A 19,448-nucleotide genomic window follows, 5' to 3' on the forward strand; every position below is an offset into this window, starting at 1 on the left:
CATCATGTTCGGATTGTCCCTACCCACCGTTCCCTTCCTGCCCTTCCTGTCCGACCGCAGCTCTTCGGTCGAGAACGAACCGCTCGTCCTCGACCACGACAGTGTCGAGGAGATCGGCCGCGAACTCGACGCACTGCGGGAGCAGACGCTCGCATCCCTCGGTGACGAGGACCGTGAGTATCTCTACCGGATCATCAGGGCGCAGCGCGGATTCGAGATCGCCGGTCGCGGTCTGCTCTTCGTCGGATTCCTCCCGCCCGCATGGGTCGCCGGTGTCGCGGCGCTGAGCGTGTCGAAGATCCTCGACAACATGGAGATCGGGCACAACGTCATGCACGGTCAATACGACTGGATGCGCGAGCCGTCGCTGAATTCCCGTGTCTTCGAATGGGACACGGTGTGCCCGTCGGACCAGTGGCGGCACTCGCACAACTACGTGCACCACACCTACACCAACATCCTCGGCCAGGACCGCGACATAGGATACGGGATCCTGCGCATGGACCCGGCCCAGAAGTGGCATCCCTACTATCTCGGCAACCCGGTCTACGCGACCGCCCTCATGCTGCTGTTCGAGTGGGGCGTGATGATGCACGACGCGGAGGTCGACCGGATCGTCGCCGGGAAACGCTCGTGGCGCGACGTGATCCCGATCGCGAAAGGCTGGTGGCGCAAGGCGCGCCGTCAGGTGATCAAGGACTACATCGCCTTCCCGCTGCTGAGCGGACCGATGTTCTTCCCGACGCTGCTCGGCAACGCGACCGCCAATCTGGTGCGCAACGTGTGGGCGTACTCGATCATCTTCTGCGGCCACTTCCCGTCCGGCGTGCAGTCCTTCACGGAGGAGGAGACCGCCGAGGAGACCCGTGGTGAGTGGTACGTCCGGCAGATGCTGGGCAGCGCGAACATCACCGGGTCGCCGTTGTTCCACATCATGTCGGGCAACCTGTCGCACCAGATCGAGCACCACCTGTTCCCCGACCTGCCGGCGCACCGCTATCCGGAGCTCGCGCCGAAGGTCAGGGAACTGTGCGAGAAGCACGGACTTCCGTACAACACCGGTGGCTTCACCGCCCAGGTGACGTCGGTGTGGAAGAAGATCTTCACGCTTGCTCTCCCTCCCGGCTGGTTCGCGCCCGAACCCGAGTCGCGGGTGATCATCGAACGTCACCGCTCCACCGATCGCCCGCTCGACGATGCGGGTACCCTCGCGGACGACACGATCGAGGGGGTCGAACATGGTGGGAAGATTCGAGCGTAACAAGGACACGATCCAGGAGGTCACCGAGTCGGCGGCCACCCACGTCGGCGCGATCGCGGGGATCATCACCGGAGCGGTCCGCGACGTCACCCGCGAGATCGGTGAGTTGATCACCGACGCGATCGAGATGCGCGAGGCCGCCCGCGCCGCGCGCGACGACGAGGAACGCGGAGAAGGGCCGGCGACGTCGGATCGTCGCTCGGCCCCTCCCGCGGAGTAGCGGATCGGAAGGGCGGATCGAGTTCCTACCGCGCGGGGACGCTCGAGGTGGTGCGGGGTGACGGACCCGGCCACCTCGTCGCGCACTGGAGCGCTCTGCACGCACTGTTCTGCGGGGCGACGGCCGAGGCGATCGGCCTCTACCTCCGTGCGGCCCGGGTGCATCGTACGCACGGCCACCACGCCGCCCAGCTGACCTGCCTGTTCCAGCTGGCGATGGCGCAGACCTACGACGGACGACGCGACGACGCCCTGAAGGCGTGTGCTCGTGTCGTCGAGATGGCGGGCCAGCACGGCGAGCGGTGGAACAAGGCCTCTGCGCTGTGGGTCTCGGGGCTCGCCCATTTCCATCTCGGGCGCCTCGGCTCTGCAGTCGACGCGGCGAACGGTGTCCTGGAACGGATCCTCGACACACTCGGCGTGCACTCCCGCACGCAGGTCGTCTCGTGGTTGCACACCCACGAAGCGCCCCGAGTGTGAGCGAGCAGGGCGGCGCTCCGGATCAGGACCGGGCCGAGGCCGACTCCCGGCGTGCCGCGGGTACCTTCGTGATCATCGTGAGCACGACCGATACGAGCGCGATGATGCCGATGGTGGTGTAGGCGAGGGTATAGGCCTTGTCGTCGCCGAGGAGCGTAGACGCGATGATCGGGCCGATGATGCCGCCGATGCTCCACCCGATGAGCATCAGGCCGTAGATGGCGCCGGCGTTGCGGACCCCGAAGAAGTCGCCGGCGGTGGCGGGCATGGTGCCGAATGCGCCGCCGTAGCAGAGGTAGATGATCGCGGCCAGGATCGAGAACAGCACCACGCCACTGGCGTGCGGCAGCACGATCAGGCACACGCCCTGCAGCACGAGCAGTGCGGTGAAGGTCTTCATCCGGCCGATACGGTCGGAGATCGCCGCCCAGACGATCCGGCCTGCGCCGTTGAAGATCGCGAGCGCACCCACGAGCGCCGCCGCGCCGGAGGCGCTGAAACCGGCGATGTCGGATGCGCTCGGCTTCGCCTGCGAGATCAGGGAGATGCCGGCGGTCACGCACAGGGTGAGGATGGCGGTCAGGAGGTACCACTGGGGCGTGCGCAAGGCCTCGCCCTGGGTGTACTCCTTGCCGCGGTCGCTCCCGCTGCCGTCGCTGCCGGTGGGTTCGAAGCCCGGCACGGTGTACCCCTCGGGCGGATTGCGGAAGAGGGCCGCACCGGCCAGCGACATCACGAGGTAGGCGATACCCAACGGCAGGAACGCACTCGTGGGATCGTCCGGATTCCGGTCGATGAGCCACTGCGCGACCGGCGAGGTGAGCACCGCGCCGAACCCGAAACCGCCCACAGCGAGTCCGGTGATGAGACCGGTCTTGTCGGGGAACCACTTCTGCAGCATGGCGATCGGGACGATGTACGCGAAGCCCAGCCCGAAACCGCTGATGATGCCGTACCCGAGGATGAGCAGCCAGTAGTCCTCGGCTCCGTCGGTGAACGAGGCGAGCAGGATGCCGAGCGCATAGATGATGCCGCCGATCAACGCGACGACTCGGGGACCTTTCAGATCCTGCAGTCGGCCACCGAGATAGGTGCCGATGAAGATCATGCCGATGGTCACGGTGAACGGCAGTGAGGCCCGGACCGTGCTCAGTTGCCAGGAGTCGGCGCTCTCGAGGGCTCCGCCGAAGACCGACCACGCGTAGACCGCGCCGATCGAGAACTGCAGCAACAGACCCCCGGCCACGAGGAGCCAGCGGAAGCTGCCCGGAGGCTGAGCCGTCGCGGCGTCGCCGTGTGGTTCGCGCGTAGGCTTGCCGGAGTCCATGCGTTCTCCTTCGTCCTGCCCGCGAGCCGGATCTCAGCTGCGGTAACGAACGGGTTCCCCGCGATCGACTCGTTCACGCTGGGGAACGACGGTGTACTTGGGATCCTTCGCCGACGCGATGCCGGCTTCGTAGACGCCGAGTCGCGTGCACAGCGAACCGACCATGAGTGCGGCGCCGGACACCGCCGACACCACCCGATTGCGGCGACCGACGAGTGCGCCGAGCGCACCGGCCACCGTCAACGCCTTGCTGGCCTTCATCAGTCGCCCGGGACGGCCGTGGTGGAGCGTCTCGGCCGACAGGCCCATCGACTTCTCCATCTGCTGCTCGGTCGCGAGTTCGACGAGCGCACCGCCGACCGCGAAGGCGCGCGCCGGCCCCGCCTCGGCGACCGGCGTACCCAGCAGTCCGAGACCGCCCGACGCGGCAGCGGCCGACCCGCAGAACACGAAGGGGATCTCCTTGTAGGCGGAGTGCCAGGCCGGAGTTGCGGTGTCGGACAACAGGACTCCGGTGTACGCGGCGACCGGTGGTGCTGTCAGCGCGCCGACGATCCCGGCGGGCCGGCCGAGGGCGAGCAGCAGGCGTACCGGCCCGCGCTTCCACCGGGCGGGGAGCATCTCGGCGATCTCGGCGACCGATGCGAGACCCGCGAACGGACCGTGCAAGGACAGGATCCACGTCCCGACCGACATCGGTGAGGTCGGTTTCGCGACCCGCAGCATGTTGAGGAAGCGACTGGGTTTGCCGAGATCGTGGACCAGAGCACCGACACTGACGAGCAGCGCTGTGAGCGAACCGAATCGGGCCACCCGGCGCAGGGCGCGCCGCCCCGTGAGATCGGCGCCCGCGGCGAGCAGCGAACTGCCCGCGGCCACGCCCCCGGTGAACAGGTAGATCGCGATGTCGTGTTCCCACGGAGCCGGTTTCACGATCTGGCGCCCGTAATAGGACTCGAAGTCGGCCTCCGGCACCATCACCGGGTCGCCGCCGCGACCGCCACCGGACCGGCGGGGGTTGCCCGGGCTGCCGCCGTGCTGCACCTGGGTCATCCGCGCCTCCTCAGGAACGACGCGGCGGCGCCCGCCAGCATCGCGACGGCCGCGACGGCGGCGCGCGTCCACATCTCCGGCAGGTCCTTGGTCGTCACCACCGGATCCGGCGGAAGGCCGTAGACCTCCGGTTCGTCGAGGAGCAGGAAGAAGGCGCCGGTCCCGCCGACCCCGTCCTCGGGATCGTTGCCGTAGAGCCGCGCCTCGCTCACACCGCGCTCGTGCAGGGTTGCCAGTCTTTCCTCGGCGCGGGCGCGCAACTCTTCTACGTCGCCGTACTGGATCGACTCCGTGGGGCACGCCTGCGCGCAGGACGGTGTCTGGCCGTCGGTGAGCCGGTCGTAGCAGAGGGTGCACTTCTGGGCGATACCGACCTTCGGGTCGCTCTCCGGGCCCTTGCGGCGGTCGATGACACCGTACGGGCAGGCGGCCACGCAGTATCCGCAACCGTTGCAGATGTCGTCCTGCACGACCACCGTGCCGAACTCGCTGCGGAACAGCGAGCCGGTCGGGCACACGTCGAGGCACGCCGCGTGGGTGCAGTGCTTGCACACGTCCGAGGACATCAACCAGCGGAAGTCCGGCTTCTCCTCCTCCGGGAGCTCCGTCGGGGTCGCCCCGACGGTCGGCATTCCCAGCGAGACCGCGGGCTTGGATTCCGCAGGGCGCTCGATGAAGGCGACGTGCCGCCACTGGTTGGCGTTGAGCGAATGACTGTTGTCGTACGACGTGCCGAGCATCGCAAAGGCGTTCTCGGGGACGTCGTTCCACTCCTTGCAGGCCACCTCGCAGGCCTTACACCCGATGCACACACTGGTGTCGGTGAAGAAGCCCTTGCGAGCAGGCGGATCCTCGTACCCGGCATCGGGTGCCGGATCGATCGGTCCGAAGAAGCTGTTGGGACCGGTCACTCGTCCTCCTCCGGGTCACGTGGATCGTCCGAGGCCGTATCGCCGTCCGGGACCGTCACGATGGGTGGGTACACGTCATCGGTTACCCCGGCCCGCCGTGCATATCCCTCGACGTACTCCCGCAATGCCGCTCCGGACGGACGACGTCCGGCCCGGACGTCGCACGTGCCGACCTTGCTCTCCTGGATGAGTACGTTGGGGTCCAGCGTGATTCCGATCAGATCGTTGGTCGAGTCGCCGGTCACCATGCCGCCGCCACCCCAGTGGTAGGGCATCCAGATCTGGTGCACGATACGGCCCTCCACCTTCAGCGGGCGCAACCGCTCGGTCACCAGTACCCGGCCCTCGACCGCCGAACGGGCGGTGATCACGTGGCACCAGCCCATGTGCTCGAGTCCGCGCTCGGCCGCCAGGGCAGGGGAGACCTCCACGAACATCTCCGGTTGCAGTTCGGCGAGATGTTCGAGATAGCGGCTCATCCCGCCGGCGGTGTGGTGTTCGGTGAGACGGCTCGTCGTGAACACGAAGGGGAACACGTCGCTGTGTTCCTCCGGCGGTGACGGGTTCATCGGGTTGTCGTCACGCCGGTACTCCATGCGCGTCGGGTTGGCCTGCTGCGCGTAGAGCGGATTGCGGAACGGCGACTCCACCGGCTCGTAGTGCGTCGGCATCGGGCCGTCGATGAGCCCCTGGGGTACGTAGAGGGCCCCCTTGCCGTCGCCCTGCATGATGAACGGATCGATTCCCTCGATCGCCTCGACACCGTCGGCGCCTTCGGGGGAGCGGTAGCTCGGCGGCTTCGTCTTCTCGAAGTCCGGGACATCCGCGCCCGTCCACTGCTGCGCGTCGTCGTCCCACCACACGTAGGCCTTGCGTTCGCTCCACGGCCGGCCCTCGGGATCGGCGGAGGCCCGGTTGTAGAGAATGCGGCGGTTCATCGGCCACGCCCAGCCCCACTCGCGAGCCACGAACGACTGCTCGTGCCGGGACTTGCGACGGTTGGCCTGGTTGACGCCGTCGGCATAGACCCCGGTGTAGATCCAGCAGCCACCGAGCGTGGAACCGTCGTTCTTCATCTCGGTGAACGACGACAGCGGCCGGTGGGTCGCGACGTCGTAACCGTTGATCTCCATGAGCACCGCCTCGGCACTCGGCTCGTCGTGCTCGCCGTGCACGGGGTAGTCCCACGCCAGGTCGAGCAGCGGGCGGTCGCGCTCGTCGGTGGACTCGGCCAGACGCTCCCGCATCATGCGGCCGAGGTGGTAGAAGAACCACAGTTCCGAGCGGCAGTCCTCCGGCGGCTCGACGGCCTTCTCCCGCCACTGCAGCATCCGCTGGGTCTGCGTGAAGGTGCCTTCCTTCTCGGCGTAGGACGCCGCCGGGAAGAGGAACACCTCGGTGGCGCACTCCTCGGTCACGATCTCGCCGGTCTCGACCTCCGGGGAGTCCTTCCAGAAGTTGGCACTCTCGATCTCGAACAGGTCGCGCACCACGAGCCAGTCGAGGTTCGCCATCCCGAGCCGCTGGGCGCGCCCGTGGGCGGAGCCGACGGCCGGATTCTGGCCGAGGAGGAAGTAGCCCTTGACCTTTCCGTCGATCATGTCGAGCACCGAACGGTAGGTGCCGTGGTCGCCGGTGATCTTCGGCATGTAGTCGAAGCAGTAGTCGTTGTCGGCGTTCGCCGCGTCGCCCCAGTACGCCTTGAGCAGGTTCACGGCGTAGGCGTCGGCCTTCGACCAGAAACCCTTGCTGCCCGGGTTGCGCACGCTGTCGACCCAGTCCGTGAACGAGTGGTGCTTGTTCGCGTCGGGCATCGGCAGGTAGCCGGGCAACAAGTTGAACAACGTCGGGATGTCGGTCGAGCCCTGGATGCTGGCATGACCGCGCAGCGCCATGATGCCTCCGCCGGGGCGGCCCATGTTGCCGAGCAGCAGCTGCAGGATCGCGCCGGTGCGGATGTACTGCACACCGACACTGTGCTGGGTCCAGCCCACGCTGTAGACGAGCGCCGTCGTCCGCTCCCGACCGGAGTTCTCGGTCCACGCGCGGCAGACGTCGAGGAAGTCCTCCTGCGAGACGCCGCACACCTGCTCGACCACCTCGGGGGTGTAGCGGGCGAAGTGCCGCTTGAGCACCTGGTAGACGCACCGCGGGTGCTGTAGGGTCTCGTCGCGCCTCGGGTGGCTCGCCGTCTGCATGCCGTGCGACTCGTTCTGCAGGCCCGCGGCCGTGTCTCGATGCTCGGCGTGCTCGTCGGAGCCGTTGGCCTGCGACTTGTGCAGGTCGCCGGATTCGTCCTCCACGTCGTACTGCCAGCTCGTCGGATCATAGGTCCGCTTCTCGGGGTCGAAGCCCGAGAAGAGCCCGTCGAGATCGTCGGTGTCCTCGAACTTGTCGCTGACGAGCACCGCGGCGTTCGTGTAGTTGACGACGTACTCGCGGAAGTCCAGCTCGTTGCTCAGGATGTAGTTGGCGATGCCGCCGAGGAAGGCGATGTCGCTGCCGACCCGGATCGGGACGTGCTTGTCCGCCACCGCGCTGGTACGGGTGAAGCGCGGGTCGATGTGGATGACGCGGGCACCGCGTTTCTGGGCCTCCACGACCCACTGGAAGCCCACCGGGTGGGCCTCGGCCATGTTGGAACCCTGGATGATGATGCAGTCAGCGTTCGCCAGGTCGGCCGTGTAGCCGGTGGCACCGCCGCGCCCGAAGCTGGTCCCCAGACCGGGGACGGTGGCGGAGTGTCATATGCGGGCCTGATTCTCGATCTGGACCGCCCCCATCGCTGTGAACAGCTTCTTGATGAGGTAGTTCTCCTCGTTGTCCAGCGTGGCACCGCCGAGACTGGCGATACCCATCGTGCGCCGGACACGGTGGCCCTTGTCGTCGAATTCCTGCCAGGTCTCGCGGCGGGTCTTCAGCACGCGGTCGACGACCATCTCCATGGCCGTGTCGAGATCGAGGTCTTCCCATTCGGTGCCGTAGGGCCGGCGGTAGCGGACCCGGGTCTCGCGCAGCTCGCTGGTGACGAGGTTTTTGCTCGCCGAACCCTTGGGACACAGGCGCCCGCGGTTCACCGGACTGTCGGGATCGCCCTCGATCTGGACGACCTTGTCGTCCTTGACGAAGATCTTCTGTCCGCATCCGACAGCGCAGTAGGGGCACACGCTGCGGGCGACACGATCGGCGGTGGAGGTGCGCGGTTCGATCTCCTCGGTACGACGGGACCGTGCGGCCTTGCCGCGTCCGAGCAGGTCCTTCCCGAGGAACTGGCGCAGGACGGGCCAGGGGAGGGACGTGTCCTTCTCCGCCATCTGTGCTCCTTTCCTGCGCTCTCGTTCCGAAGCTACCGTCTACCCCCGCTTCGTGCCGGTTAATCCGGTGCAGGTGTGTCGGCATGTCCGACGATGAACGGGGTCAGCGCACCCGGATCGCGTGTTCGCCCGCGGGAACCACCTCGCCGACGACCGGATGACCGGGCAACTCACCGACGACCAGCAGACCGCCGGACGTCTGGGCGTCGGCGAGCAGGAGCAGTTCGTCGTCGTCCACCTCGGAGTCGACCGCGTCGCGTACCCAGTCGAGATTGCGCCGGCTCCCGCCGGGGACGAATCCCTCCGCGAGCGACTCCCGCGCCCCGGCGACGTACGGCACGGCCGCGGAGTCGATCACGGCGGTCGTGCCGCTGGCCCGCATCATCTTCATCAGGTGCCCGAGCAGACCGAAACCGGTGACGTCGGTGGCGGCACGGACACCGGCCTCGTGCGCGAGTTGCGCCGCCTCGCGGTTGAGTGTCGTCATCACCGCGACCGCTTCCTCGAACTGCTCGCCGGTGGCCTTGTGCCGGTTGTTCAGGATGCCGAGACCGAGCGGCTTGGTGAGGGTGAGCGGCAGGCCGGGCGTGGCAGCGTCGTTGCGCAGCAGGCGATCCGGATCGCCCAGACCGGTCACGGCCAGCCCGTACTTCGGCTCCCGGTCGTCGATGCTGTGCCCGCCGGCGAGATGAGCACCTGCCTCGGCGCACGCGTCGGCGCCGCCGCGCATCACCTCGGCGGCGAGTTCGAACGGGATGAGCTCGCGCGGCCAGCCCAGGAGGTTGACCGCGATGATCGGCGTGCCACCCATGGCGTAGACGTCGGACATGGCGTTGGTGGCGGCGATCCGTCCCCAGTCGTAGGCGTCGTCGACGACCGGGGTGAAGAAGTCGGCCGTCACGATGACGGCCCGGCCGCTGCCGTCGGGCGCCGGATCGATTCGGACCGCGGCTCCGTCGTCGCCGTTCTCCACACCCACCAACAGTTCGCCGGCGGCCCGTCCACCCTGCAGACCGCCGAGCACCCGTTCGAGTTCACCCGGCGGAACCTTGCATGCGCAACCGCCGCCGGCGGCGTACTGGGTGAGTCGGATGGCGCCCTCGGGAAGGTCGACGTGTGCGGTCATGGACCCAAACATACGGGCGAGTCGTAACCGAGGGCCCGACTTCGGTTAGGGTGAGCGCGGAGGTGGTTCTCGTCTGGTGACGGTCGCGGTCTTCAAAACCGTTGTGGCCCAGTATCTGGGCTGGGCGGGTTCGATTCCCGTCCGCCTCCGCCAAATGTTTTCGTCGACCGTGGGATGAGGAGCGCGTGCCGGATCCGAGACGGGACGTTCCCCGCACCGACCAGGTCCTGGCCGATCCGCGCCTGCGCGAGGCCGTCGACCGGCTGGGCGCCCGACTGGTCAAGCAGACCGTCGTCGCGGCCCAGCAACGGTGCCGCGACGGCGAGATCGGGCCCGACGCCGTCGCCGACGTCGCGGTCGAGTCGCTGCCGCAGCAGGCGACCACCCTGCGCCGCGTCGTCAACGCGACCGGCGTGGTGGTGCACACCAATCTCGGTCGCGCCCCGCTGTCCCGAGCGGCGGTCGAAGCCGTGTCCACTGCGGCGGGTGCCACCGACGTCGAACTCGACCTGGCCACCGGCCGGCGCGGACGGCGAGGACGCGGCGCCCTCGAGGCGCTCGCCGAACAGGTACCCGACGCCGGCGGCGTCCATGTCGTCAACAACGGTGCCGCGGCTCTCGCCCTGGTCACCCGGGTGCTCGCGCGCGGTGGCCGCTCGATCGTGATCGCACGGGGCGAATTGGTCGAGATCGGCGACGGCTTCCGGATCCCGGAACTGCTGGAATCCGTGGGCGCGGCGCTGCGGGAGGTGGGCACCACCAACCGCGTGCGCCTGAGCGACTACGCCGCGGCCGTCGACGACGACACCGCCTTCGTCCTCAAGGTGCACCCCTCGAACTTCACCGTCAGCGGCTTCACGTCGTCGGTGTCGGTCCGGGAACTCTCCGGACTCGGACCGCCCGTCGTGGTCGACATCGGATCGGGTCTGCTCGCGCCGCATCCGCGGCTGTCGAACGAACCCGACGCCACCACCGCGCTGCGTGCCGGCGCCGACCTGGTGACTGCCTCGGGCGACAAGCTCCTCGGCGGTCCGCAGGCCGGCCTGCTGCTCGGACGGGCCGAACTCGTGGAACGCCTGCGGCGCGACCCGTTCGCGCGGGCGCTGCGCGTCGACAAGCTCACCCTGGCCGCTCTCGAAGCGACCCTGACGGGACCGATGCCACCCGTGGCGTCGGCGCTGGCCTCCCGCCCGGAAGATCTCCGCGCCCGCGCACAGGCGATCTGCGTGGCGCTGCCCTCGGAGTGCCAACCCGAGGTGGTCGACTCCGACGGCGTCGTCGGGGGCGGTGGCGCCCCGGACGTCGTCCTGCCGAGCGTCGCGATCGCCCTGCCCGAACATCTCGCACTCCCGTTGCGGCTCGGTGAGCACCCCGTCGTCGGCCGCGTCGAACGCGGCCGGTTGCTGCTCGACCTGCTCGCGGTCGACCCCGCCGAGGACGGCGAGCTGATCGACGCCGTGACGCGCGTGGCCGCTCGCGAAGGATCCTGATGCAGGTCGTCGCGACCGCCGGTCACGTCGATCACGGCAAGTCGACGCTGGTCGAGGCGCTCACCGGTGCGAACCCGGATCGGCTCGCCGAGGAACGGCGACGAGGACTGACCATCGAGCTCGGCTACTGCTGGACGTCCTGGCCAGAGGTGGGAGAGGTCGCCTTCGTCGACGTCCCCGGGCACGAGCGATTCCTGACGACGATGCTCTCCGGAGTGGGATCGGTCCCGGCCGCGCTGTTCGTGGTGGCCGCCGACGATCCGTGGATGCCGCAGGCGGCCGAACACCTCGCAGCACTCGACGCGCTCCGCGTGCGCCACGCGGTCGTCGCCGTTACCCGGGCCGATCTCGCCGATCCGGGACCCGCGGCCGCGCGGGCCGCGGCGGAGGTCGCCCGCACGAGTCTGGCGGGGGCGCCTGTCGTCGCCGTGAGCGGGCGCACCGGGATGGGCCTCGACGACCTCCGGAGCGCACTGACGACGATGGTCGCCTCGCTTCCGGACCCCGATCCGCAGGCCGACGTCCGGCTCTGGGTGGACCGCCGGTTCACCGTGCGTGGATCCGGAACCGTCGTCACCGGAACCCTTCCCGCGGGCACGGTGCGCGTGGGGGACACCCTCGTGCTGGGGGACACGCCGCTGCGGGTCCGCAGCGTGCAGGCACTCGGTCGCGAACGGAGCGCGGTGAGCGGCGTGGCCAGGGTCGCCCTCAATCTCACCGGCCGGGTCGACGATCTGGGACGGGGCAGTGTGCTCGTCACGCCCGGCGCGTGGCACCACACCACCGTCGTCGACGTTCGGATCAGCGGCGACGACCGGCCGCCCGTCGCTCCGGTGCTGCACATCGGAGCCGCGGACGTCGGTGTCCGGTGCCGTCCGCTGGCAGACGATCTCGTCCGGCTCACCCTCGACCGCCCGCTGCCCCTGCGGATCGGCGACCGCGCGTTGCTGCGCGACCCGGGCCGCCGGATGATCTGGCGAGCCGACGTTCTCGACCCCGATCCACCCCGATTCCGGCGTCGCGGCGCGGCGGCACGCCGCGCGCTGCAACTGGCAGGGGCCGACGGGACGCCGCACCTGGCCGACGAACTCGCCCGCCGCGGACTCCTGCACCGGCAACGGTTGCGACAGTTGGGCATCCCACTCGCACGGGGAGAGCACCTGACGGTCGGGCCGTGGCTCGTCGCACCCGGTCTCGCGAAGACCGTCACCGACCGGCTGCCCACACTCGTGCAGGCCCATGCCCGCACCCATCCACTGGATCCGGCGGCGCCGTTGACGGTGCTGGCGTCGCAGCTGCGTCTTCCCACACCGGACCTCGTCCGGGCGCTGGTGCGACCTCCGCTCGAAGTGGTCGGGGGGCGGGTGATCGCTCCCGGCGCCGACGGTCTACCGCCGAAGATCCGCAAAGCCGTCGAGCAGGTGCGCCGCGGCCTGTCGGCCGCCCCGTTCGCGGCCCCGACCGCCGATCGCCTACGCGAGCTCGGCCTCGACGACCGGGCCCTCGGCGCGGCCGAACGCAGCGGACGGTTGTGGCGGGCGGGCCCGGGCATCGTCCTGCTCCCCGACGCCGCCGACACGGCCGTGGAGCTGCTGGGCGAATTGGACCAGCCCTTCACGACCAGTGCCGCGCGCGAACGCCTGGGAACGACACGGCGGGTGGTCCTGCCGTTGCTCGACCGGCTCGACAAGGCGGGTCGCACACGCCGGCTCCCCGACGACCGCCGCGAGATCGTCCGCTAGAGTCGCCGTCCCCGCACTCTCCGGCGGGACGACCCTTCACCCGAAACGCGAAGTGCAGGTACCGAACTCGTCGGTACCCGCACTTCGCATGAAGAATCGGTCGTCAGATGACGCCCGGTGCGAACACAGCGTCAGATGACGCCCAGTGCGAACATGGCGTCGGCGACCTTCACGAAGCCGGCGATGTTGGCGCCGTGGATGTAGTCGCCCGGCTTGCCGTACTCGGCGGCGGTCTCGACGCAGCGGCCGTGGATGTCGGCCATGATCCCGGCGAGACGCTCGTCGGTGTAGTCGAAGTGCCACGAGTCGCGCGAGGCGTTCTGCTGCATCTCCAGCGCCGAGGTCGCCACACCACCGGCGTTGGCGGCCTTGCCGGGCGCGAAGGCGACTCCGGCGTCACGGAAGACACTGATCCCGCCCGGGGTGGTGGGCATGTTGGCGCCCTCGGCGACGATCTTCACGCCGTTGTTGACAAGGGTCTTCGCCGAGTCCTCGTCGAGTTCGTTCTGCGTGGCGCACGGCAGTGCGACGTCGCACGGCACGTTCCAGATGTTGCCGCCGGGGAAGAACTCGGCGTCGCCGCGCTCGTCGACGTACTCGGAGATGCGTCCGCGGCGGACCTCCTTGATCTCCTTGAGGAGAGCGACGTCGAGGCCCTTGCGGTCGACGATGTAGCCGGAGGAGTCGGAGCACGCGATCGCGGTGCCGCCGAGCTGGTGGATCTTCTCGATGGCGTAGATCGCGACGTTGCCCGAACCCGAGACGACGGCGGTGCGGCCGTCGAGCGAGGTGCCGGCGGTCTTGGCCATCTCGTTGACGAAGTAGGCCGCGCCGTAACCGGTGGCCTCCTTGCGCACCTGCGAACCACCCCAGGTCAGGCCCTTGCCGGTAAGGACGCCGGACTCGTAGGAGTTGGTGAGGCGCTTGTACTGGCCGAACAGGTACCCGATCTCGCGGCCGCCGACGCCGATGTCACCGGCCGGGACGTCGGTGTACTCACCGATGTGGCGGTGCAGCTCGGTCATGAACGACTGGCAGAAGCGCATGATCTCCTGCTCGGAGCGACCCTTGGGGTCGAAGTCCGAGCCGCCCTTGCCGCCGCCGATGGGCAGGCCGGTGAGGGCGTTCTTGAAGATCTGCTCGAAGCCGAGGAACTTGACGATGCCGAGGTTGACGCTCGGGTGGAAGCGCAGCCCGCCCTTATAGGGGCCGAGAACGCTGTTGTACTGCACGCGGAAGCCACGGTTGACGTGGACGTTACCTTGATCATCGATCCACGGCACGCGGAAGATGATCTGCCGCTCCGGCTCGCACAGGCGCTCGATCAGACCGGATTCGAAGTATCCGGGGTGCCGCTCGAGCACGACATGCAGAGACTCGAACACTTCGGCCGCAGCCTGGTGGAATTCGGGTTCACCTGCGTTGCGGGCCTTGACCTGCTCGTAGATCTCTTCGATGCGGTCCGATGTCGACACGCCCACCTACCTGACTCTGTGAGGATTCTGTAACACGGGATTTACGACGAGAACTATAGGACGTGGCCCTTAGCATGTGTTAACCCTGCGGCAAGGTGGGATGAGAAACACACGATCCGAACGGCCTGTCTACCGGGCGAAATGCCCAGTTCACCGGTATGATGTGCGGCCCCGCGACGGGTGGTCCGCCGGCGGTCGAGGTGCCCCCGGCAGGACTCGAACCTGCGACCTAGAGATTAGAAGGCTCTTGCTCTATCCAGCTGAGCTACGGAGGCGCGGCCAGAATCTTAGCGGGTGCTCCCCGAGGTCGCCGCACACACCCTCGTACCCGCCGGGGTCAGCGCTCGAGCGTGCTGCCCCGTTCGTCATCGGGGCTCGATTCGCCCCGCGGAACGTCCACTCGACCGGTCTTGAACCGTTGGATGAGATGGTCGATTCCGACACCCAGGACCACCGCGACGCAGATGGCGACCGCGGCGCCGAACAGCGGCTGCGATTCGAACCAACCGCCGACGAGGCGCCCCACGAACGCCGAGTACAGCGCCCAGGTCGTGCCACCGAGGATCGTGAGCGGCACGAACTTCTGCCGCGGGTAGCGGGTCGCTCCGGCCGTCATGTTCACAGCGATCCGGCCGATCGGGATGTATCGCGCCGTGAGGATCACTGCGGCGCCGCGCTTGTCGAGTCCGCGCCGCGCCCACGCGAAAGCGGCTCGTGCCCTCGGGCGGCGCATCCACCGGAACCGTTCGGTACCGACCTTCCGTCCGATCGCGTACGCGATGTTGTCACCGATGATCGCGCCGAGCGCCGCGAGCACGATGACGATCCACAGGTAAGGACGCCCGGTCGAGCCGGAGAGGGACGACAGGGTCACCAGGACGGTCTCGCTGGGCACCGGTGGGAAGAAGCCGTCGAGGATGCACACGGCGAAGAGCAACGGGTAGACCCACAGGGCTGCGGCCTGGCCGATGATGAATTCGTTGATCACGTCCATGGATCTGTGTGGTGCTCCCGTCGGGTCCGCCGGTCGGCTCCTTCCACGCTATCCGCTCGCACCGCCGAGGACTCCGGACGACGGCGGCGTTACGGCACACACCGTCGACCGCAAGGGAACGATTCGATTCCGATTCGCCCGTTTCGTCGCATCGATCTCGAGTCGGGTCTACTATGAGCGCACCAAGGGGGAATCGTGGGCGGCTGGTGGGGGAAACCGGTCCGCGCCACCTGATGGCGGGAGTTCTTCATGCAGGTTCCTGGCCCATTCGAGTACGAGCGTGCCACCGGAGTGGATCACGCCGTCGAGTTGCTCGACCGGCACGGAGAGGGGGCCCGGGTCGTCGCCGGCGGGCACAGTCTGCTGCCGATGATGAAACTTCGGCTCGCGAATCCGGAGTACTTGATCGACATCAACGATCTCGCGGACGAACTCGATCACATCGTGTTCGAACCCGGGTCCGTGCGCCTCGGTGCCCTGGTCCGGCACCGCCGGCTTCTCGAATCCGACGAACTCGCCGAGATCTTCCCGATCTTCCGCGATGCCGAGCGCGTGATCGCCGATCCTGTCGTCCGCAATCGTGGAACGCTCGGTGGGTCGTTGTGTCAGGCAGATCCTGCCGAGGATCTGTCCACCGTGTGTGCAGTGCTCGGCGCGACCTGTGTCGTACGCGGACCGGGCGGGGTGCGCGAGCTCGATTTCCACGACTTCCATCTCGGCCCCTACGAGACGGCGGTCGCCCCGAACGAACTGCTCGTCGAGGTGCGGCTGCCGAGGAAGGGCACCGGGGCCAGTGCGTACGAGAAGGTCGAGCGTCGCACCGGCGACTGGGCGGTGGCCGCCGCGGGCGCCGCGCTGTGGATGTCGGACGACGGACGCATCACCGACGCGCGTGTCGGGCTGACGGCGGTGCGCGCCGACGAGGCGGCGCTGTCGAGGGTGTCCGAGCTGTTGCGCGGCTCGCCGGCCTCGGAGGAACTCTTCCGCGAGGCGGGAGCGGCGGCCGCGTCGGCATGCGATCCCGAGACCGATCAGCGCGGCACCGCCGCCTACAAGCGTCACCTCGCATCGGAGTTGACGGTGCGGGCCCTGCGCCAATCCGCCGAACGTCTCGGCGTCACCGAAAGGGTGTGAACCGATGCAGATCTCGATGACGGTCAACGGCGAGCGTGTCACCGCCGACGTCGAACCCCGGACGCTGCTCGTGCACTTCCTGCGCGACCACCTCGGTCTGACCGGAACCCACTGGGGTTGCGACACGAGCAACTGCGGTACGTGTGTCGTCGCCGTGGACGGCGAGCCGGTGAAGTCGTGCACCACGCTGGCGGTCATGGCCGCCGGCCACGAGGTGCTCACCGTCGAGGGACTCGAACGCGACGGTGTCCTCGACCCCGTGCAGGAAGGCTTCGTGCGCTGCCACGGACTGCAGTGCGGCTTCTGCACCCCGGGAATGATGATCACCGCGCGGTCCCTGCTCGACCGCGATCCCGACCCCGACGAGGCGACGATCCGCGAGGCGATCTCCGGGCAGATCTGCCGCTGCACCGGCTACACCACCATCGTCCGGTCGGTCCGGTGGGCCGCCGAACACTCCTCGAAGGCGCAACCCACGGAGGTGTTGTGATGACCGCGGTCGAACCGGACACACGCCCGGAGGAACAGGACAACGATGGCAAGCCGTGCGGACACGGCCGGATGCTGCGCAAGGAGGACCCGCGGTTCGTGCGGGGCCGCGGCAACTACGTCGACGACGTCCGGCTGCCCGGCATGCTGCATCTCGCTGTGCTCCGATCGCCGGTTGCGCATGCGCGCATCAACGGCATCGATACGTCCGCCGCCCTCGCGCACCCGAAGGTGCGGGCGGTGATCACGGGCGCCGATCTGGCAGAGAAGGGGCTCGCCTGGATGCCGACGCTGTCGAACGACGTACAGGCCGTGCTGGCCACCGACAAGGTGCGCTTCCACGGTCAGGAGGTCGCCTTCGTCGTCGCCGACGACCACTACTCGGCGCGCGACGCCCTCGAACTGATCGACGTCGACTACGAGATGCTCGACCCGGTCGTCGACGTGCGCACGGCCCTGTCGCCCGAGGCACCGGTGATCCGGACCGATCTCGACGGCAAGACCGACAACCACTGCTTCGACTGGGAAACCGGCGATGCCGCGGCCACCGACGCGGTCTTCGCGAAGGCCGACGTCGTCACCCGGCAGGAGATCGTCTATCCACGCGTGCATCCCGCGCCGATGGAGACCTGCGGTGCGGTCGCCGATTACGACCGGATCTCCGGGAAGCTGACGCTCTGGTCCACCACACAGGCCCCGCACGCCCATCGCACGCTGTACGCGCTGGTGGCGGGTCTGCCCGAGCACAAGATCCGCGTCATCTCACCCGACATCGGCGGGGGATTCGGCAATAAGGTCCCCATCTACCCCGGCTACGTCGGAGCGATCGTCGCGTCGCTGGTCACCGGTCATCCGGTGAAGTGGATGGAGGACCGCAGCGAGAACCTCATGAGCACCGGCTTCGCACGCGACTACATCATGGTCGGGGAGATCGCGGCGACGAAGGAAGGTCGCATCCTCGCGATCAGGTCCCGTGTCCTCGCCGACCACGGCGCCTTCAACGCCACCGCGGCCCCGGTGAAATATCCGGCCGGCTTCTTCGGTGTGTTCACCGGCAGTTACGACATCGAGGCCGCCTACTCCCACATGACCGCGGTCTACACCAACAAGGCACCCGGCGGCGTCGCCTACGCCTGCTCGTTCCGCATCACCGAGGCCGTGTACTTCGTCGAACGGCTCGTCGACTGCCTCGCCTACGACCTCGACATGGACCCTGCGGAACTGCGCCTGAAAAACCTCCTGCGCCCTGATCAGTTCCCCTACACGAGCAAGACCGGCTGGAAGTACGACTCGGGCGACTACGAGACCACCATGCGCAAGGCCATGGACATCGTCGGCTACGACGAGCTGCGCCGCGAGCAGGCCGAACGCCGCGCACGGGGTGAGCTGATGGGTATCGGCATGTCGTTCTTCACCGAGGCCGTCGGCGCCGGTCCGCGCAAGGACATGGACATCCTCGGTCTCGGCATGGCCGACGGCTGCGAACTGCGTGTCCATCCCACCGGCAAGGCCGTGGTGAGATTGTCGGTGCAGTCCCAGGGGCAAGGACACGAGACGACTTTCGCGCAGATCGTCGCGGAGGAGATCGGCATCCCGCCCGACGACATCGACGTCGTCCACGGAGACACCGACAACACCCCCTTCGGGCTCGGCACCTACGGAAGCCGCTCGACACCGGTGTCCGGCGCGGCCGCCGCGCTGGTAGCCCGCAAGGTGCGCGACAAGGCGAAGATCATCGCATCGGGCATGCTCGAGGTCTCCGTCGCCGATCTCGAATGGGAGAAGGGCACCTTCCGAGTCAAGGGCGACCCGTCGGCGGCGGTCACGATCCAGGACATCGCGATGCGGGCCCACGGCGCCGGCGATCTGCCCGAAGGTCTCGAAGGCGGTCTCGAGGCGCAGATCTGCTACAACCCCGAGAACCTCACCTATCCCTATGGCGCCTACTTTTGTGTCGTCGACGTCGATCCCGGCACCGCGGAGGTGAAGATCCGCAGGTTCCTGGCCGTGGACGACTGCGGCACCCGCATCAACCCGATGATCATCGAAGGGCAGGTGCACGGTGGCATCGTCGACGGGATCGGCATGGCCCTGATGGAGATGATCTCGTTCGACGAGAACGGCACCTGCCTGGGCGGGTCGTTCATGGACTACCTGATCCCCACCGCCCTCGAGGTACCCACGCTCGAGACGGCGTTCACCGTCACTCCGTCACCGCATCACCCGATCGGCGCGAAGGGCATCGGCGAATCCGCCACGGTCGGTTCCCCACCCGCGATCGTCAACGCCGTGGTCGATGCGTTGAAACCCCTCGGCGTCCGGCACGCCGACATGCCGTTGACACCGTCGCGGGTGTGGGAAGCCATGCAGGGTCGCGCGACCCCGCCGATCTGAGCGACGCGACAGAAGGATTCGAGTGGAACGAGCGGAGTA

General features: G+C 68.3%; 15 protein-coding genes and 2 tRNA genes. 9 read left to right on the top strand and 8 right to left on the bottom strand.

The window, feature by feature from the left end; genetic code table 11:
- Positions 1 to 4 precede the first annotated feature (4 nt).
- Genes QR64_RS19395 through QR64_RS19405 form a run of 3 tightly spaced genes read left to right on the top strand, consistent with a single transcriptional unit; the run spans position 5 to position 1,960 of the window.
- Positions 5 to 1,261 carry a fatty acid desaturase family protein gene (locus QR64_RS19395; RefSeq protein WP_033096439.1) on the top strand — a complete coding sequence of 419 codons (1,257 nt, stop codon included), beginning with the start codon at positions 5 to 7 and terminating at the stop codon, positions 1,259 to 1,261.
- Entirely contained in the window at positions 1,239 to 1,481 is a 243-nt protein-coding gene (locus QR64_RS19400; protein ID WP_006554382.1) for a hypothetical protein, read from the top strand. Before QR64_RS19395 ends, QR64_RS19400 begins: the two co-directional genes overlap by 23 nt.
- 50 nt (positions 1,482 to 1,531) lie before the next feature.
- The gene (locus QR64_RS19405) at positions 1,532 to 1,960 is read left to right on the top strand and encodes a hypothetical protein (RefSeq protein WP_232333329.1); all 429 of its coding nucleotides are present in this window, start codon (positions 1,532 to 1,534) and stop codon (positions 1,958 to 1,960) included.
- A 22-nt stretch (positions 1,961 to 1,982) separates the two neighbouring features.
- Here QR64_RS19405 and QR64_RS19410 read toward each other — a convergent pair whose 3' ends face one another.
- The 5 genes from QR64_RS19410 to selD form a co-directional block, all read right to left on the bottom strand.
- The gene (locus QR64_RS19410; protein WP_033096441.1) at positions 1,983 to 3,287 is read right to left on the bottom strand and encodes an OFA family MFS transporter; all 1,305 of its coding nucleotides are present in this window, start codon (positions 3,285 to 3,287) and stop codon (positions 1,983 to 1,985) included.
- Between the two features lie 33 nt (positions 3,288 to 3,320).
- Positions 3,321 to 4,340, bottom strand: a complete 1,020-nt coding sequence (gene nrfD / locus QR64_RS19415; protein WP_039586851.1) for an NrfD/PsrC family molybdoenzyme membrane anchor subunit — start codon at positions 4,338 to 4,340, stop codon at positions 3,321 to 3,323.
- Entirely contained in the window at positions 4,337 to 5,251 is a 915-nt protein-coding gene (locus QR64_RS19420; protein WP_039586853.1) for a 4Fe-4S dicluster domain-containing protein, read from the bottom strand. The genes nrfD and QR64_RS19420 overlap by 4 nt, the downstream gene beginning before the upstream one ends.
- The gene (gene fdh, locus QR64_RS19425; protein ID WP_235367250.1) at positions 5,248 to 8,565 is read right to left on the bottom strand and encodes a formate dehydrogenase; all 3,318 of its coding nucleotides are present in this window, start codon (positions 8,563 to 8,565) and stop codon (positions 5,248 to 5,250) included. The genes QR64_RS19420 and fdh overlap by 4 nt, the downstream gene beginning before the upstream one ends.
- A gap of 103 nt (positions 8,566 to 8,668) precedes the next feature.
- Positions 8,669 to 9,691, bottom strand: a complete 1,023-nt coding sequence (gene selD, locus QR64_RS19435; protein ID WP_006554389.1) for a selenide, water dikinase SelD — start codon at positions 9,689 to 9,691, stop codon at positions 8,669 to 8,671.
- 58 nt (positions 9,692 to 9,749) lie between these two features.
- On the opposite strand from selD, the gene QR64_RS19440 reads away from it, so the two are divergent.
- From QR64_RS19440 to selB, 3 genes are all read left to right on the top strand, one after another.
- Positions 9,750 to 9,844 (top strand) — tRNA-Sec (locus QR64_RS19440).
- Positions 9,845 to 9,876: 32 nt separating this feature from the next.
- Positions 9,877 to 11,181: an L-seryl-tRNA(Sec) selenium transferase gene (selA, locus tag QR64_RS19445; RefSeq protein ID WP_039586858.1), complete on the top strand. Its 1,305-nt coding sequence runs from the start codon at positions 9,877 to 9,879 to the stop codon at positions 11,179 to 11,181.
- On the top strand, positions 11,181 to 12,923 hold the full coding sequence (gene selB, locus QR64_RS19450; RefSeq protein ID WP_039586860.1) for a selenocysteine-specific translation elongation factor: 1,743 nt from the start codon (positions 11,181 to 11,183) through the stop codon (positions 12,921 to 12,923). Before selA ends, selB begins: the two co-directional genes overlap by 1 nt.
- A gap of 131 nt (positions 12,924 to 13,054) precedes the next feature.
- Here the strand turns inward: selB and gdhA are convergent, their stop codons facing one another.
- The 3 genes from gdhA to QR64_RS19465 all read right to left on the bottom strand — a co-directional run bounded on the left by gdhA (position 13,055) and on the right by QR64_RS19465 (position 15,392).
- The gene (gene gdhA / locus QR64_RS19455; RefSeq protein WP_019289021.1) at positions 13,055 to 14,398 is read right to left on the bottom strand and encodes an NADP-specific glutamate dehydrogenase; all 1,344 of its coding nucleotides are present in this window, start codon (positions 14,396 to 14,398) and stop codon (positions 13,055 to 13,057) included.
- A 201-nt stretch (positions 14,399 to 14,599) separates the two neighbouring features.
- Positions 14,600 to 14,673: transfer RNA gene (locus tag QR64_RS19460), tRNA-Arg, on the bottom strand.
- A 62-nt stretch (positions 14,674 to 14,735) separates the two neighbouring features.
- Entirely contained in the window at positions 14,736 to 15,392 is a 657-nt protein-coding gene (locus tag QR64_RS19465; protein WP_006551111.1) for a DedA family protein, read from the bottom strand.
- Between the two features lie 249 nt (positions 15,393 to 15,641).
- On the opposite strand from QR64_RS19465, the gene QR64_RS19470 reads away from it, so the two are divergent.
- The 3 genes from QR64_RS19470 to QR64_RS19480 are packed head-to-tail and all read left to right on the top strand — an operon-like array spanning position 15,642 to position 19,409.
- Positions 15,642 to 16,526, top strand: a complete 885-nt coding sequence (locus QR64_RS19470; RefSeq protein ID WP_024100552.1) for an FAD binding domain-containing protein — start codon at positions 15,642 to 15,644, stop codon at positions 16,524 to 16,526.
- A gap of 4 nt (positions 16,527 to 16,530) precedes the next feature.
- Entirely contained in the window at positions 16,531 to 17,016 is a 486-nt protein-coding gene (locus QR64_RS19475; RefSeq protein WP_039586864.1) for a (2Fe-2S)-binding protein, read from the top strand.
- The gene (locus QR64_RS19480; protein WP_006551114.1) at positions 17,016 to 19,409 is read left to right on the top strand and encodes an aerobic carbon-monoxide dehydrogenase large subunit; all 2,394 of its coding nucleotides are present in this window, start codon (positions 17,016 to 17,018) and stop codon (positions 19,407 to 19,409) included. The genes QR64_RS19475 and QR64_RS19480 overlap by 1 nt, the downstream gene beginning before the upstream one ends.
- The last annotated feature ends 39 nt before the right edge of the window (positions 19,410 to 19,448 follow it).

This window comes from Rhodococcus sp. Chr-9 (genome assembly GCF_000801125.1).
GTDB classification, from domain to species: domain Bacteria; phylum Actinomycetota; class Actinomycetes; order Mycobacteriales; family Mycobacteriaceae; genus Rhodococcus; species Rhodococcus pyridinivorans.

Coding starts and splice junctions, on each gene's coding strand:
- QR64_RS19470 (WP_024100552.1), top strand. CDS start 15,642: ATGCAGGTTCCTGGCCCATTCGAGTACGAGCGTGCCACCGGAGTGGAT.
- selD (WP_006554389.1), bottom strand. CDS start 9,691: ATGACCGCACACGTCGACCTTCCCGAGGGCGCCATCCGACTCACCCAG.
- QR64_RS19465 (WP_006551111.1), bottom strand. CDS start 15,392: ATGGACGTGATCAACGAATTCATCATCGGCCAGGCCGCAGCCCTGTGG.
- QR64_RS19480 (WP_006551114.1), top strand. CDS start 17,016: ATGACCGCGGTCGAACCGGACACACGCCCGGAGGAACAGGACAACGAT.
- QR64_RS19400 (WP_006554382.1), top strand. CDS start 1,239: ATGGTGGGAAGATTCGAGCGTAACAAGGACACGATCCAGGAGGTCACC.
- selB (WP_039586860.1), top strand. CDS start 11,181: ATGCAGGTCGTCGCGACCGCCGGTCACGTCGATCACGGCAAGTCGACG.
- QR64_RS19410 (WP_033096441.1), bottom strand. CDS start 3,287: ATGGACTCCGGCAAGCCTACGCGCGAACCACACGGCGACGCCGCGACG.
- QR64_RS19395 (WP_033096439.1), top strand. CDS start 5: ATGTTCGGATTGTCCCTACCCACCGTTCCCTTCCTGCCCTTCCTGTCC.
- QR64_RS19475 (WP_039586864.1), top strand. CDS start 16,531: ATGCAGATCTCGATGACGGTCAACGGCGAGCGTGTCACCGCCGACGTC.
- nrfD (WP_039586851.1), bottom strand. CDS start 4,340: ATGACCCAGGTGCAGCACGGCGGCAGCCCGGGCAACCCCCGCCGGTCC.